Raw genomic sequence first — 13,663 nt, forward strand, 5'->3', positions numbered from 1 at the left:
CGATAGCTTCAAAGGCTCGCCGGAACGGCAAGCGGGAAGCCGGAGAGATAACGGGCTTGCAGTAAGACATTAAATTCCGATTCGGCATATATTTTGATGCCGCCATCGATTTCCGGCGCCATAGCGCGTCGGGCGAAGTGCATAGCCTGACAGGCGGGGCAGAAGATCAGCGGTTTCACTTCGCTGCATGCAAAGGCATTCATCGTTGGGGCGGACTTTTGCTCCTTGCCGCAACTTCTTGGCGTGCCGATGCGATTTGGTCTGACTAGTCGAGGACAGCGCTGGCGTGAGCACTTTGAGGCGCAGCTTCTCCGTCCAGGGCAGCAAGGTCACCAGGAAGAAGTGATCGAGCAGCAGGTCACCCTCACGCTCCTTGACGACCAGTATCACGCGGCGTGGCCTGTCCGAGGTCCCGGCCTGATAGCGCAGCTCGTAGAGCGACATGCACGGTTTCACATGCCACCGCCCGGAAAGCCGCTTCATGCACGGCTCAGCGAGCTGAACGAGGACCGCATTGGCGCAGGCCCTAGACAAAGGGGAAACGCGGTCCGCGAGGCCGTCCAGCAGCGTGGCCGAAGGAAAGCCCGCATCGATCCGCACCGTGGCGACGTCGAAGAAACTCCTCTGCGCCTAGCTTATCACATCGAGGATGAGATCCAGTGCACTCTCCGCCGTACCGACATTTCTGGGGCGGAGGCGGGCATCAAGCATGTCCCCGGTTTCCGTGAGCGAGGTGATCAGCGGATGGTAGATCTGGGCCGCGTAGTGGCGTTTCCACGCGGTCTTCAGCTGGTGGCCATGGACTTCGATCAGAGCGCTGTCGATGTCGAGCGTCACGGTGCGCATTCGCCTTCCCTTCCGCTCGGCCCGGATCCTGCGGCCGACCGGTTGCAGCACTGCCTCGCGCAGGATTTTCAGATTGTCGGGCCCGGCGATCAGCGCCGTGAAGCGCTCAGGCCGGCAGGCGACGTGTTGGGAACGGTTGAAGCCGGTCTTGACCGGCGAAACGCTTTACCCGTGCGTGCGGTCGATGCTGGCATTTCTTTTGTAACCGACTGAAATTACGATCCTATCTGGCGCTTGCAGCCCTTTCCCCAACAGTTCGATGAATCAGATGGGTTCAGAGTACGGGATGTGCTTACCCGGGAAGGCGGCCCATTCGGGGGTAATGTCGATCCGCATCTGAAGTCGCGTTAGTAGGAGATCAATGCGCCCGGTGCCATCTTTACAGCGCATCCACCCTTGGGCGGGAACACACCCAGATGGAGCACAGTAGAGCAAGGGCCGACAGGAGCGAAAGCACCGGGAGCACCAGAACGAGGGCCGAAGCATAACTGGCTGGGGAATTCGGCGTCGTTGCGCCGGCATAGAGTCCGCCTAGGAATGCAATGCCGAGAAAGACCCCCAGCTGTGCCGCGGTGTTGATCAGTGCCGAAACCGACGGTACCTTGTCGAGCGGAACCATGGCTGTCAGGCGCGCGACCAATGCGCCGAACCCGGCGCCGTGGGAAAGTCCGCTCAGGGCAAGCAGTATGAGAAGCTCTGGCAGCGCCGGAACCGGCCCGGTGACTGTTAGCAGAAGCGCCTGCGAGAGGCTGAGCACGGCGAGCGCCGCCGGCGACACCCAGCGATGCCAGCGAAGCGGCAGCTTCGTCCAGAGCAGGTTCACGGCCGCAAAGGACAGAGCATAGGCCGAGAAGGTCAGCGCGGCGTCGAGGACGATGAAGCCCGCCCCCTTCTGCAGGTAGAGTGACAGGACGTAGACCAGCGTGCCGTAGCCGCCCATGCTGACCATCACCACATAGAGCGACGGAGATACTACGGAACTCGCCAACAGGCCCACATCCAGAAGCGGCTGATGTCCACGTCGCGCGAGGGAGAGCTCGTAGAGCGCGAAGAGCGCAAGGCCCGCCAGGCTGGCGAGCCCGGTGATGACGCTCCAGATCGGCCAGCCCGCGTGGGAGCCGAAGCTCAGCGTCACCGTCAAGAGGCTCAGCGACAGGCTGAAGAGCACAAGGCCGCCACGATCCAGGCGAGGTGTGTCTGCAGGCTCCGGCCTGATCAGCCAGCGGGTCGCGCCCAGGGCCAGCCACAGGCCGACGGGAGTATAGAGCAGAAAGGTGACGCGCCATCCGAGAGCGCCGCCTATTGTCGACATGAGAAGACCGCTGACCAGCAGTCCGCCGGCGACGCCGGCCCCGAGGCTCATCGTGTAGAGGCTGACGGCAATTGCACGGGCAGCCCCGGAAAATCTGATCTGGATGAGAGACAGGACCTGCGGCACGAGGATGGCGGCGCCAATTCCGGCAAGCAGCTGGCCTGCGAAGAGCATCCACCAGGTCAGGGCAAAGGCGGAAATCAGCCCCGAAAGCGCCAGCAACAGCGCTCCGTGGCGGAACCAGCGGCGTTGCCCCGCGGCCCCCAGCCGCGCTCCGGCGACCAGAAAGGTCGTGAGCCCGAAGCTGAAACCGGAGGCGACGAGCTGCATCTCTCCCGCCGGCAGGGACAGGGCGCTCCCGACCCGCGGGGCGGCGACGCTCATCGCCGCCGCTCCCCAACTGCCCATGGCCTGGCCGACAAGAAGAACCGCCAGCCCCTTCCACCGCCTGCCGATGCTCTCCCAGGGTGGCAAATCGTCCTGCGCGATCAGGCTGGACTCAGTCATCGTCCCTGCCTTCCGGTCCGGCGGCGCGGGTTTCTATCCTGGCGCCATGCTCCAGAATTCTTCCGACCGGGCAGCGATCCGCGATGTTGATCAGGGCTCTTCGCTGCTCTTCGCTAAGCGCCCCTTTCAGCGCGATGGCCCGGGAAAACCGGTGCGGCCGATCCTCTTCGGGCTGTCTCTCGTGGGTCAGATCCACCGCTACGCCTTCAAGGGGATAGCTCTTGCGATCCGCGTACATGCGCAGGGTCATCACCGTGCAGGCCCCGAGCGCGGCAGACACCAGCTCCACGGGCGACATGCCACTGTCGAGCCCGCCTAGCGAAACCGGTTCATCCGCCGTCACGCCGTGCCCCCGGGTGGCAATGGCGACCTGATACCCTCCCTTGCCGGTTTCCTCGGCATGCAGGATGCCATCCTGCGGCGCTTCGGAGAGGGCGGCCGTGTCCGGTTCGACCTCGGGGAGATAGCGGGCGGCCCATGATGCGATCACGCCCGCAGCGTAATCGGCATCCTTGCGCGCCGTCAGAAGATGATCGGCATCATCGAGCGAGACGAAGCTCTTCGGGTGCCGCGCCGCCGTGAAGATCTGCGTGGCATTGTCGATCCCCACAACGTCATCGCCCGGCGCATGCATGATCAGCAGAGGCTTCCTCAATGTCCTGATCCGCTCCGACAGGTCATGTTGCCGGACATCCTCCACGAAGGTTCGGTCGAATTCGAAATCCCGCCCGGAGAGCCTGACGGAGGCCCTCCCGGTTCGGGTGATTTCATCCAGTGCGTCGGCATCGAACTGATGGAGGATGTGGGCGACATCAGCCGGTGCCCCAAGCGTCGCGACGGCTTTGACCGACGGAATGGAGGAGGCCGCCGCCAGCACGGCCGCGCCGCCGAGACTGTGCCCGACCAGCAGCGCCGGTGCCATGCCGGCCTCCTCCATCGCCCGGGCCGCAGCCAGCAGGTCCGCGACGTTGCAGGCAAAGCCGCTGCTGCCGAAATCCCCTTCGCTGCGGCCGAGGCCGGCGAAATCGAAGCGGAGGACGCCGATGCCGTCGCGGGCCAGTGCGCGGGAGATCCGGGATGCGGCCAGGCTGTCCTTTCCGCACGTGAAGCAATGCGCGAAAATGGCCCAGCCGCGAGGATTTGCGCGTGGGCTCTCCAGCCGGCCTGACAGGGTATTCCCGTTCGAGCCGGTGAAGTTGAAATTCGTGTCTCCCATGATGCTCCCCAAATCTGCAGGAAAGGGCAGGCATCCGTTCCGGGATGCCTGCCGCTTGAACTCAAGATCCGAATGCCCGGTCAGGCAACTGCGACGAAGGGCGCCACCGTGATCTGGACTCCGGCCTTTTTCGCGAGATTTCCGACTTCGCAAAGCTCGTCGGCCTTCTCGATGAGGGCTTTCGCTGTCACGATTTCCTTATCACCTGCGCCCGATTGCAGGGTGATTTCGACGGCGTGATGAATTTCGAACGTGTCGCCGGCGATGGCCTTGGTCTGGACCGTGATGTGCTCGACAGGGAGCTTCTTCATGGCGGTGATGCCACGCAGGGTCGCCATGAAGCAGGCCTGGGCGGCCGCGACATACAGTTCCTTGGGGTGGGTATCGGTACCGGCACCGCCGTAGGCCTTCGGGATGGCGATGTCGAAGGCTGCATCCGCAGCCTCGATCCGCCCCTTGCCATCGACGCCACCATTCCAGTCGGCCTTGAGAGAGATATCGAGTGACATGAACATTTCCTTATCTTGATCGTGACCCTCCTGACGGCGACCACGCTTCGCGATCTGCATCATGGGAAGGCCGCAGCGGGAGCTTGCGTTTCTCGTGTCACAGGAATTAAGTATTTTAGAGCAAGATTACAAAGTATGATATGGAAGTTATATAAGTTCCCAAAAGGAAATAATATGCAGTGTATGGAAGTCCGGGAAATGCGTTGCTTCCTGCGGGTTGCCGAGACCCTGAGTTTCAAGCGCGCCGCCGAGATCCTGAACGTCTCGCATTCCGTCACCACCAAGACGATTGCCCAGCTGGAGCACAAGATCGGCACTCCGCTCTTCACGCGCACCACGCGCCGCGTTGCGCTTACGCCTGCAGGTGTGCTCCTGAAGCGGGAGACGGAAGAGCTGATCCGCAATCTTGACCGGATCCAACGCGCCGTTCGTCATGAGACCGGTGCCGCCAGCGGTCGCTTCAGCATCGGGGTGACGCCCATTGCCATGCAAAGCGCCTTTCCCCCGATCATGCGTGCGTTTCGCGCACTGCATCCCGGGCTGGAAGTCACGGTCGAAGACCTGCCGACCGAAGCGCAGGTGAAGGGGTTGCTGTCGGCGCAGATAGACGTCGGATTCCTCATTGCCCCGGCCTCGGATCCGGAACTGGAAATCCAGGTCCTGAAGGAACAGAAGATGCGCCTGGCCATTCCGACCTGTCATCCTCATTTCAGCAGCGATGGCGAGAAACAGATACCGCTCTGCGCCTTCGCGACCGATACGTTCCTGGTGCCTGGCAGCGGATCGAATGACAGTTTCCATGAAGCGATCTATCGCGCTTGTGACACGGCTGGGTTTCGCCCGAAGATCCGCGGATGCGACGAACGCCAGAGCTGCCTTGGGCTTGTCGAGGCGGGTATGGGCGTTTCCTTTGTCCTCGAGGAAGCAGAAATTGCGTTGCGTCCGGGTCTGGCGCTAGTGAACCTGGAAGAGCCCGTCCCATGCCTTGGGATCGCCATGGCCTGGCGCCGCAATGATCCTTCCGCCGCGCTTCGGGATATTCGACAGCTCGCCGGCGAGGCATAATAGCTGTGTTTTCCGCCCATCTGTCCGAAACGCAAAAGGCGAGGCCGGGCTGCGCCATGTGCGCTTCAACGCAACCCTGACGAGGCGGCCCTCGCCGCGCGGCGCAGATCGTAGCCTGGGTGTGCACAGTGGGCGTCTCTGATCCTGCGATTCCTTGGAAATTTTCATGCTGTCCGCCTGTGTGCCCAGTTTCGGATTCTGCCGATTGCAGCCAAGATTCTGTCGCGGTGATCCTTTGGCATCGGACGGCGACGTGTCCCGTCGCCTTGTGCGGGCACCAGACCAGGAAGCGAGGTTCAAGTTTGCCCCGAGCGTTTTGAAGGCCTGCGGGAAGTCCGCTGTTCGGGCATGATCCAGCGTTTCACCGCCGGAAACGCCACCTCCCCGACGTTCTTTTGCGCCAGGCTTTTCTGTTCGCTGACGGAAAGCGAGGTCAGGCTGTTCTGGAAAATCCGGTCGATCCTGCGGACGGCCCGGGCGCGCAGCTCAGCCGCTTCTGCCGGGAATGCGGCGGCGACCCAATTCGGCGCTGGTTCGGCCCCGGCGGCATCAAGCGCCTGGAGGATGGCCCAGCACGCCCCGACGCTTTCTGCCCAATCGAAGAGGGCGCGTTGGTAATGCGCGAGGCCCCGCGCCTTCATCTGTCTCTGGAGGTAATTCATCACCGGCTCCTGTGCCGTGGGACGCCCCGCTTGGGGGCAGAGCCCGAGGGAGGAAGGGAAAACTGGCCCCGGGAGGGACCAGCCGACCGAGCTTGCGCTCAATGATCTTCGGGCGCGGGCATCCAGTTGTCGATCACGTCGATCTGCTCCGGGGTCAGGCCGAGGAGGATCTGGAAGTCCGCGTCCGAGAACAGCTTCTCCATGCTGGCGGCCACGTCGCCCTTCTTGCCCTTGGCAAAAGCCTTGACCTGCTCGCTGTCCTCGTCAAGGCCGGTCAGGGTGCGGAAGGTATCTTCCAGATAGCCCTTGGGCATCCGGCCCCAGAAGTTGGCCTTGGTCGGGCGCCAGATGTCGCGGGGGTTCACCGACAGCGCGGTCCCGACCGCGTTGAAGAGGCCCTTTGCGTACCCCGCGCTCCCGAAGTCCGCCGCGATGGTGCGCACGGCAGAGGCGACCAGCGCGGCCATGATCTCGTCGTCGCTTTTCTGGCAGAACTCGGCATAGCTCGCTTCCAGATCGACCTCGAACACCGACGGTTCCGGCGCATTCATCAGCCGTTCGTCCACGCTGAGCCCATCGGTTTCGGAGGGCAGATTTTTGGGCGCCTCGATGCGCAGGCCGAAGAGGTTCCGGGTGCCTTGCTCACGCGACAGGCTGAACGCCAGCAGCCGGAGCGCCATTTCGGGGGTGTCCGCCAGCCGCTTCTGGAAGGCGTGCAACTGGATGGCGGTCAGATCGTCCGAGAGGGCGGCAGAGACGAGCTTCTTGGGAGCGGGCTTGTCGTCCTCGACTTCGAGGAGCCGGGCGCTGATCTCGCGCTCCACCGCGCCGCTGTCCTGTGCGGCCTGCGCTTCCTCTGCGCGCAGCAGCGGGCCGCTCATGCCCAGCTTCCCGCCATGATCCACATAGATGACCTTGCCGCAGAGCGCGATCTGCTCGGGGGTGTGTTCCCGCGCAGCGGCGCGGTCTTCCAGAGTGCGCCATTCGGCAGACTGATCGCCGGTCAGGCCGTCTTCGGTCTCCGACAGGGCGAGAGTTCTTCGAACCGCGCGGCATCTTCCTCGCTCAGCGGCACCCGCTTCCCGGCGACCTTTTCGTAGGGGCTTTCCCAGAAGTAGTAGCCCCGTTCGTCGGTGGTCTCGACCCACGCCCAGCCTTCCTTGGCGATCCGCGCGGCGGCGCGCTCCAGCTTCTCCTTGAAGAGCTTTTCCAGCAGATCGAGATCAGCTAACCACACGTCCTCGGAGAACAGGTCCCGGGTGATCACGCCGCCCGCCTTCTCGTAGGTCTTGGCGGTGACATAGACCGCGCGGCGGTCCGAGGCGGACCGGCCTTGGGGTGCAGACGGGCCTTGATGTTCTCGGGCGTGGCGCTCCAGCTCTGGCGGATGGCAAAGTCGAGCACCTCCTCGATCAGGGCCGGGTCTTCCCCGACCGTGAAGGCCGCCGCCTGTGCCAGCGAGAGCTTCTTCCCGGCCAGTGCGGCCAGAACGGAAGTGGGCAGGTTCGCGAGTTTCAGGCGCTGGCGCACCCGCTGTTCGGAGACGCCGAAGGCTGCCGCGATCTGGGACAGGGTGCTGCCGGTCTTGTGCATCCGGTCGTAGGCCGAGATTTCCTGCGCCGGTTCCATGTCGCGGCGGGCAACGTTCTCGGCGGCGGCCCATGCCACGGCGGTCTGTTCATCGGGGGCGATCTTGACCGGGACCTGGGCCAGATCGGGGCGCTCTGCAACCGCGATCTGGAGAGCGCGCAGGCGGCGCCCGCCTGCGACGATGGCGATCTTGCCTTCGGCGTCGCGGAGGCCGGAGAGGTTCTGGATCAGGCCGCAGGCGATCAGGGATTGGGCCAGAGCGGCGATACCGTCTTCGTCGGCCTCCTGGCGCGGGTTGATGTCCGAGAGGTAGAGGGCATCGAGGGGGAAGACCTCCGTGGCTTCGGACAGGTCGAGGGCGGGGAAGGGGGCGCGAGCGTTCATGTGGTTCTCCATGGGGAAGGTCAGTTCAGATCAGGCGGGCGGCTTCGAGGAAGCCGAACCGCAGGTCATCGACAGGGTGGCCGTCCGCGCAGGCAGCGCGGGCGTCGGGCGGGTCGGTCTGGTCTTCTGAGGCTTCGATGTCGTCCCACATCACCTCTGCGAGACGGTCTGCGAAGGCATCGGCGCCGGTGGCGCTGACGGTCTCCGTGGCGTCGCGGTAAACGAGGGTGCAGGTTGCACCGGCTGCGAGGAAGAGGCTGGCAAGTTCGGCGCCAGCCGCAGCCCCGCAGCGATGTTTGGCAAAGACGAAGGTGGTTTCGCCCTTGTCGTCGAGACCCGAGATTTCCCATGTCGCGACGGCGGCCAGAGAGGCCAGCGCGCCGTCGGACATGGGGCGGATCAGAAGCGCCAAAGGGCGCCATCGGTCATGCGATTGCATGGGGTTCAGCTCCTGTGCTGTATCGCGCAGCCATTGGCTGCTGCCGTACAGCTACATTAGCCTTTTGGGGGCATACCTCCAAGAAAAAATGACTATAACTGACTGTTTATTAAATATAAAACGGTCTTCGAGATATGCGGAAATTGTGGAGAAACCACGCGGTTTCACTCGGTTTACAAAGAGCTTCTACGCTGCTGTTTGCCCGCCAGGACGGGAAGCCCGGGGCGAGCTTTTTCGTTGCGATCGGTCGATCTCTTCGTTCTGGTGGCCGTACCTGGACAGTGCCGGCTTCGCTTCGGTAGGGGCACTTTCAAGGGATTGCAGAATATTCAGAAATTCTGTATATTATGGAAAAGTGCCGTCTGCCCGGAGAGTCCCTATGAAACAGTTTCCCGCCAGCGATCTGACCCGCAACACAGGTGATCTGTTCGAGGCGGCCACCATCGCCCCGGTCGCGATCACCAAGCACCGCAAGCCACGGTTTGTTGTCATGTCTATCGACCGCTTCGAGGCCCTGACCTCGGGCCAGACTTCACAGGTCGCCCTCGATGTAACCGACATGCCCGATGATCTTGGCGCTCTCCTAGACGACGGGATCGCGGATCATTTCCGTGGCCGCTGATTTCCCTAGCCCGGGTCAGGTATTCGACTACCACTTCCTTTGGAAATGGCAGACTGAGCGCGGGGAAACCGAAGGTCGAAAGAAGCGACCGAGTTGCGTTGCCCTTGTTGTGGTCAACAAGAATGGAAAGCACGTCCTCTTCATCGCGCCGATCACCAGCAAAGCGCCGACCAAAGGCCGTACTTTCCTTGCGATCCCTGAAACTGAGGCCCGCCGGGCACGGCTTGATACCAATGTGCCTCTCTGGGTTATGCTGGACGAGTTGAATGCCGATATTCTCGAAACGTCCTATGTGATCGAGGATCGCTCGCCCCGGGGTGCATTCAGCCCTACCTTCACCGATAGCATCTTGCGCGGCATTCAGCAGGTGCGTGCGGCTGGTCGTCTGGGTCTCTCAAATCGAGGTTAGATTAGGGCCACTGGAAAGCGCCTGGACCAGCCCCGCAAACCTAAGTTGGACAGATGGAATGGTTGTCGGCCTCCCAGGCGGCATCGCGATGTGCCAAAGTCGTGGAGATGTAAGCTACGGAAGCGGAGAGGACGGCGAGATGAACGGCATGGAACCGCAGGCTTGGCTTGCTGATGTTCTGGCCATGCCTCCCAATACGACGGCATCACGCGTGCCGGATCTTCTGCCTTGGAACCGGCGGCGGTGATCGGAACACCGGTTACCGAAAGGCTACTTCCGGCCTTGTCACCGGGACGCACCTGGCGCGATTTGGAAGCAGTCACCTACCCGAAGGGCGGAGAGCCGACCTTCGCTGCTGATCGCGCGAACGTCTGCTTTCAAAAAGCTCGCAAGCGTGACTTGCCTTGGCAAGCTCCCGACTTCTTCGGGCTTCTTATGCCCGCACTCGCTGTCTCAATCTTGCATACAGCTGGATGGGAGACTGGTGCTCTAGCTCAACCACGATCGCGAAATTCTGGGCGACTTCCTGCGGCTCGGCCCAGCCGCCGGCGCAACGGACTACGAGATAATATTCATCGCCATAGCTTGCCGTGTCCTGGACAAAGGTCTTCGCTGCGGTTTGCAGCGTCTGCCCGTCCCGGCTGTTCGGACCGGGCTCGAGGCCGCACTTGAACCTGTTCGGAATGTCCGGCGGATCACCTTCCTCCGCCGTTCTCGAGCGGAAGTGAGAGAACACTTCGGCGGAGGGACAGCCGCGCAGAAGCCGGAAGTTCATCTTCGTGCCGATGTACTCTGCTCGGGTCCGCCGGACAGGAGGATCGAACGCCAGAGAGACGCGGATGGTTCTGCGGCCGTTCCCCTGAAACTCCGGCGGCACCGGCACGCGATAGACCGCGAAATGGTTGATGCTCAGACGGTCCTCCGCATACAGGATCACCCGGTGATCGTCGGAATAGGCGGCCCGCAGCGTGTCCACCATCCCGAGGCCGCAGACACGTGCCTGGTCGGCCGCATCCATACCTGCCAGACGGCGGGCGCATGCATCGGGGACGCTGGATGCCCCCGCAAGAAGTGCCCGTATCAGGTTTGCGGAAGCTGTTGGGAACAGCCGCAGGAGTTCCGCAGCTTTGTTGGCGAGCATCGGCGCGGCGTAGGAGGTTCCCTTACCGCTTGTCAGGAGCTGCCTGGTGAATTCATGGTTCAGCGTAATGACGCCGGCTTCCGGAATTTGCGGTGCCGACTGCAGACTGGCTGAGGGAGCGTCAAAAACCAGCGTTCCGCCAATGTCAGCGAAATCGGGTTTGCGGATACCTCCCGCGCCGGGGCCCGAGCGGGAGAAGGGAGAAGGCTCGAGTGCCTGAGTGATCGGCCGGATATGGGCATCCCGTTCATGCCTTGCTCCGAGACCGGTCCCGTTGGCCAGTGCCCCCACTGTGATGACGTTACTGGCTCCAGCCGGTTCGCAGAGCCGGTTCGCCGCTTCGAGCAGATATGCCGGATATTCCGTGATGGCCTGCTCGACTGACGATCCGCCACGCGGGGCACGGTTGCCGGCGGACACGAATATCAGCACGTCGAGTTCGCGTGCCAGTTCATCGAGCGTTGCCGCCCAGGGACCGACCCGACCGGGTTCGTAACGCGCACGGACGTCTCCAAGCGAGATGACGAAAATGCGGCAGTTATAGTCCCGGTGCAGCTGAGTGATTGCCTCGCGCATCTGACGCGGGAGCGTCCGGCGCTCATAAAAGTCACCGTTGTCCTGCACCACTTTCGCGGAAACCAGTCGCCCGACCGGCTGCAGCCTTCCGTTCCGCAGCCGGTCTCTCAGGTCGCCGAACAGGGCAACGCCCCCGACCCGCGTGCCGTGGCCCCAGACATCGGCGGTTCCGAGTTCAGCCGGGAAAGCTCTTCGTTCTGCGACGATCCCCTCTAGGAACGGATGTTCATTGAGACCGCTGTCCAGCACGCCGATGACCGGAGCGCCGGCTTCCGGCGGCAGAATCTCCGGTGCGTTCTCGAGGGTCATCTGCACAAAGTCAGACGCTTCGAGGTCCGGCTCCGGCGGCAGATCAATGAATGCGACCTCGGGCACGGCCAGAAGCGGCCGCAGCACCCGTCCGGGAGCCCGTACTCGCATCATGGTAATCGACGGACCTATGTAGACATCGAAGACTTCCGCATCGCTGCCGATGATGAAGTCCTCGATTTCCCGGGCCTTGCGTTCCCGTGCAGGCCGTCCGCCAAAGTCCCAGAGCTCAATATCGACTGTGTAAACCTCGTCGCTTACCAAGTCATCAGCTTCGCTGAAACCGGCTTCCCTGAGGCGGACACCGAGCCGGTCGCGGGGCGTCAGTGTGCCGACATTCTCGATCCGCGTGACGAATCCTTCATAGCGTCTTCCCCGCTGACCTTCCGGAACAGGCCCGTCATAGGCTTCGAGCCGTTGCAGAAACGCGGAGAGATCGCCCTCGGATGAGAACAGGACAATGTTGCGGTCTTCGTCGCTGGACAGAAGCGTTAGTCCGAGCGCTTCCCAGTCCGCTTCGAGCAGCATCCCCTGCATTTGCACCCGCAGGATCAGCGAAGGATCAACGAACTGAAGTGGCCGGCTTTCCTGCTGGGTCCGGACGGCTTCTTCGACCTGCCTGCGAACGCGGCCACCATAGCCGCCATCGCGGGATGGTGTCGGCCCGGGAAAGCCGTTTTTTCGCCGTTCCATCGTCTCCGGCAGCCGCAGCAGCGGCAGATGCTGATGACGCGGCACGACCTACTCCCCGGCCTGCGCTTCCAGCTTCTGTTTGCGAGTCAGCCGTCGCCTCGCATCCCGCATCGCTTCACGGAAGTCCTTGTCCGAAACTGCCTTGTTGCCGCCGAGGACCGACAGCTTCATTGCCTGGACGCAGACCCGCTCGAGGTCCGCATAGGAATACCCCTGAAGCTGCTCGGCATAACCGACCGGATCGAACGACGCCCGGACATTGCGGAAAGCATGAACCAGATACTTGCGCACCATCGCCGCGTCCGGCGCATCGAACCAGACGATTTCATCGAACCGCCGCCACACAGCCGGATCGAGATGTCCGTCCAGATTGGTTGCCGCAATCAGAAAGCCGCCCGGCTGAATCTGTTCGATGAAGATCAGCAGACTGTTGACCACGCGGCGGAGTTCGCTGTGTTCGCCGGCCTCTTCACGGGAGCGGGCAATCGCATCGAACTCATCGAAAAACAGTACACAAGGCTGCCGGCGGGCAAATTCAAACGTCTTGCGGATATTCGTCGCGGTCTCGCCCAGATAAGAGGAAATCAGGCTGTCGAGCCGGACATGAAAGAAGGGCAGTCCCAGCTCGTTGGCGAAGACTTCGGCGCACAGGGTCTTGCCGGTCCCCGGCGGCCCGCAGAAAAGAAGCTTAGATCGCACTGGCAATCCGTGACGCCTGATCCGGTCTGCCTGCCGGAACTCCCGGATCAGACCGAGAAAGAGCTCAGTGTTCTCCGGAGACAGCAGAATATCCTGAGGGCCGTGCGCCGGCTCCATTCGCTGGATGAAGTCATTGGCCTCATCCGGGAATGGCACCAAGCGCGAAAGGCCGGCGGCAGACCGCGTTGCAGTGCCGATATTGTCCAACGTTTTTCGAAGGCTGCGCGCCAACACGCGATTGTTCTTCTTCTCCTCTTCGGAGATAATTTGCTCGACAACCGCGCGGAACTCTTCCTCGTGGCCATAGCTCGCAAGCATTTTTTTTACCAGTTCACCGCGTGCCATGCTCGCCTCGTGTTTTGGTTGAAGATACCTGCATTGGCAGCTTCTGACCAGTGTTGATGTTTCCCTGATGGCCCCGGACATTGTAGCGGAAAACCAAGCGGAATATCGCACTTCGGACGTTGGGGTGTGGGTGTGTGAATGGCTGCAATGGGCCGTCCACGCCCCGTGAACACGGTTCACCTGGGCGAGGAGCCGGTCGCGCCGCCGCATGACCGGTTCGAGCCGTCTCCGCTCGGCAGACCGTCTCACCAGAGCGTGTCGGCCGCTGTGGTGCCCGTAGGTCCGCTTCGGAACCTTTTGGCTATTGCCGTTACGCTGTGGTTACCACCTATGCAGGCC

At 62.5% G+C, this 13,663-nt stretch carries 15 protein-coding genes and 1 pseudogene; 4 read left to right on the forward strand and 12 right to left on the reverse strand.

Annotated features, from left to right (window positions below; translation table 11 throughout):
* Nucleotides 1–69 precede the first annotated feature (69 nt).
* The 5 genes from KM176_RS23685 to KM176_RS23705 all read right to left on the reverse strand — a co-directional run bounded on the left by KM176_RS23685 (nucleotide 70) and on the right by KM176_RS23705 (nucleotide 4,390).
* Nucleotides 70–444 (reverse strand): hypothetical protein, encoded by a 375-nt coding sequence (locus KM176_RS23685; protein ID WP_160897117.1) that lies wholly within the window; start codon nucleotides 442–444, stop codon nucleotides 70–72.
* Nucleotides 445–630: 186 nt separating this feature from the next.
* Nucleotides 631–897 carry a transposase gene (locus KM176_RS23690; protein ID WP_375372139.1) on the reverse strand — a complete coding sequence of 89 codons (267 nt, stop codon included), beginning with the start codon at nucleotides 895–897 and terminating at the stop codon, nucleotides 631–633.
* A gap of 328 nt (nucleotides 898–1,225) precedes the next feature.
* A complete protein-coding gene (locus KM176_RS23695) occupies nucleotides 1,226–2,665 on the reverse strand; it encodes an MFS transporter (RefSeq protein ID WP_160897115.1) in 1,440 nt (479 codons plus the stop codon).
* Complete coding sequence (locus KM176_RS23700; RefSeq protein WP_160897114.1) at nucleotides 2,658–3,881, reverse strand: bifunctional alpha/beta hydrolase/OsmC family protein; 1,224 nt, start codon at nucleotides 3,879–3,881, stop codon at nucleotides 2,658–2,660. Before KM176_RS23700 ends, KM176_RS23695 begins: the two co-directional genes overlap by 8 nt.
* A gap of 80 nt (nucleotides 3,882–3,961) precedes the next feature.
* On the reverse strand, nucleotides 3,962–4,390 hold the full coding sequence (locus KM176_RS23705; protein WP_160897113.1) for an OsmC family protein: 429 nt from the start codon (nucleotides 4,388–4,390) through the stop codon (nucleotides 3,962–3,964).
* Between the two features lie 183 nt (nucleotides 4,391–4,573).
* Between KM176_RS23705 and KM176_RS23710 the strand changes: the two genes are divergently transcribed.
* Entirely contained in the window at nucleotides 4,574–5,455 is an 882-nt protein-coding gene (locus tag KM176_RS23710) for a LysR family transcriptional regulator (RefSeq protein WP_160897112.1), read from the forward strand.
* 296 nt (nucleotides 5,456–5,751) lie between these two features.
* Here the strand turns inward: KM176_RS23710 and KM176_RS23715 are convergent, their stop codons facing one another.
* The 5 genes from KM176_RS23715 to KM176_RS23735 all read right to left on the reverse strand — a co-directional run bounded on the left by KM176_RS23715 (nucleotide 5,752) and on the right by KM176_RS23735 (nucleotide 8,530).
* On the reverse strand, nucleotides 5,752–6,117 hold the full coding sequence (locus KM176_RS23715; RefSeq protein ID WP_160897111.1) for a hypothetical protein: 366 nt from the start codon (nucleotides 6,115–6,117) through the stop codon (nucleotides 5,752–5,754).
* A gap of 98 nt (nucleotides 6,118–6,215) precedes the next feature.
* Nucleotides 6,216–6,998, reverse strand: a complete 783-nt coding sequence (locus KM176_RS23720) for a hypothetical protein (protein ID WP_160897110.1) — start codon at nucleotides 6,996–6,998, stop codon at nucleotides 6,216–6,218.
* A 122-nt stretch (nucleotides 6,999–7,120) separates the two neighbouring features.
* Nucleotides 7,121–7,384, reverse strand: a complete 264-nt coding sequence (locus KM176_RS23725; protein WP_160897109.1) for a hypothetical protein — start codon at nucleotides 7,382–7,384, stop codon at nucleotides 7,121–7,123.
* Nucleotides 7,381–8,091, reverse strand: coding sequence for a ParB/RepB/Spo0J family partition protein (locus KM176_RS23730; protein WP_160897108.1), 711 nt, complete (start codon nucleotides 8,089–8,091; stop codon nucleotides 7,381–7,383). The genes KM176_RS23725 and KM176_RS23730 overlap by 4 nt, the downstream gene beginning before the upstream one ends.
* A 25-nt stretch (nucleotides 8,092–8,116) precedes the next feature.
* The gene (locus KM176_RS23735) at nucleotides 8,117–8,530 is read right to left on the reverse strand and encodes a hypothetical protein (protein ID WP_160897107.1); all 414 of its coding nucleotides are present in this window, start codon (nucleotides 8,528–8,530) and stop codon (nucleotides 8,117–8,119) included.
* Nucleotides 8,531–8,909: 379 nt separating this feature from the next.
* Between KM176_RS23735 and KM176_RS23740 the strand changes: the two genes are divergently transcribed.
* The 3 genes and pseudogenes from KM176_RS23740 to KM176_RS23750 all read left to right on the forward strand — a co-directional run.
* A complete protein-coding gene (locus KM176_RS23740) occupies nucleotides 8,910–9,152 on the forward strand; it encodes a type II toxin-antitoxin system Phd/YefM family antitoxin (protein ID WP_160897106.1) in 243 nt (80 codons plus the stop codon).
* Nucleotides 9,142–9,561, forward strand: coding sequence for a type II toxin-antitoxin system PemK/MazF family toxin (locus tag KM176_RS23745; RefSeq protein ID WP_160897105.1), 420 nt, complete (start codon nucleotides 9,142–9,144; stop codon nucleotides 9,559–9,561). The genes KM176_RS23740 and KM176_RS23745 overlap by 11 nt, the downstream gene beginning before the upstream one ends.
* 136 nt (nucleotides 9,562–9,697) lie before the next feature.
* A pseudogene (locus KM176_RS23750) lies at nucleotides 9,698–9,808 on the forward strand (transposase domain-containing protein); the annotation flags it as partial.
* A gap of 186 nt (nucleotides 9,809–9,994) precedes the next feature.
* Here KM176_RS23750 and KM176_RS23755 read toward each other — a convergent pair.
* Nucleotides 9,995–12,325 carry a S8 family peptidase gene (locus KM176_RS23755; protein ID WP_311136201.1) on the reverse strand — a complete coding sequence of 777 codons (2,331 nt, stop codon included), beginning with the start codon at nucleotides 12,323–12,325 and terminating at the stop codon, nucleotides 9,995–9,997.
* A 3-nt stretch (nucleotides 12,326–12,328) separates the two neighbouring features.
* Nucleotides 12,329–13,324, reverse strand: a complete 996-nt coding sequence (locus KM176_RS23760; RefSeq protein ID WP_160897104.1) for an AAA family ATPase — start codon at nucleotides 13,322–13,324, stop codon at nucleotides 12,329–12,331.
* Nucleotides 13,325–13,663 lie beyond the last annotated feature (339 nt).

The organism is Pseudooceanicola endophyticus, assembly GCF_018760365.1.
Lineage (GTDB): Bacteria > Pseudomonadota > Alphaproteobacteria > Rhodobacterales > Rhodobacteraceae > Pseudooceanicola > Pseudooceanicola endophyticus.

Coding starts and splice junctions, on each gene's coding strand:
- KM176_RS23685 (WP_160897117.1), bottom strand. CDS start 444: ATGTCGCTCTACGAGCTGCGCTATCAGGCCGGGACCTCGGACAGGCCA.
- KM176_RS23695 (WP_160897115.1), bottom strand. CDS start 2,665: ATGACTGAGTCCAGCCTGATCGCGCAGGACGATTTGCCACCCTGGGAG.
- KM176_RS23700 (WP_160897114.1), bottom strand. CDS start 3,881: ATGGGAGACACGAATTTCAACTTCACCGGCTCGAACGGGAATACCCTG.
- KM176_RS23705 (WP_160897113.1), bottom strand. CDS start 4,390: ATGTCACTCGATATCTCTCTCAAGGCCGACTGGAATGGTGGCGTCGAT.
- KM176_RS23710 (WP_160897112.1), top strand. CDS start 4,574: ATGGAAGTCCGGGAAATGCGTTGCTTCCTGCGGGTTGCCGAGACCCTG.
- KM176_RS23715 (WP_160897111.1), bottom strand. CDS start 6,117: ATGAATTACCTCCAGAGACAGATGAAGGCGCGGGGCCTCGCGCATTAC.
- KM176_RS23720 (WP_160897110.1), bottom strand. CDS start 6,998: ATGAGCGGCCCGCTGCTGCGCGCAGAGGAAGCGCAGGCCGCACAGGAC.
- KM176_RS23730 (WP_160897108.1), bottom strand. CDS start 8,091: ATGAACGCTCGCGCCCCCTTCCCCGCCCTCGACCTGTCCGAAGCCACG.
- KM176_RS23735 (WP_160897107.1), bottom strand. CDS start 8,530: ATGCAATCGCATGACCGATGGCGCCCTTTGGCGCTTCTGATCCGCCCC.
- KM176_RS23740 (WP_160897106.1), top strand. CDS start 8,910: ATGAAACAGTTTCCCGCCAGCGATCTGACCCGCAACACAGGTGATCTG.
- KM176_RS23760 (WP_160897104.1), bottom strand. CDS start 13,324: ATGGCACGCGGTGAACTGGTAAAAAAAATGCTTGCGAGCTATGGCCAC.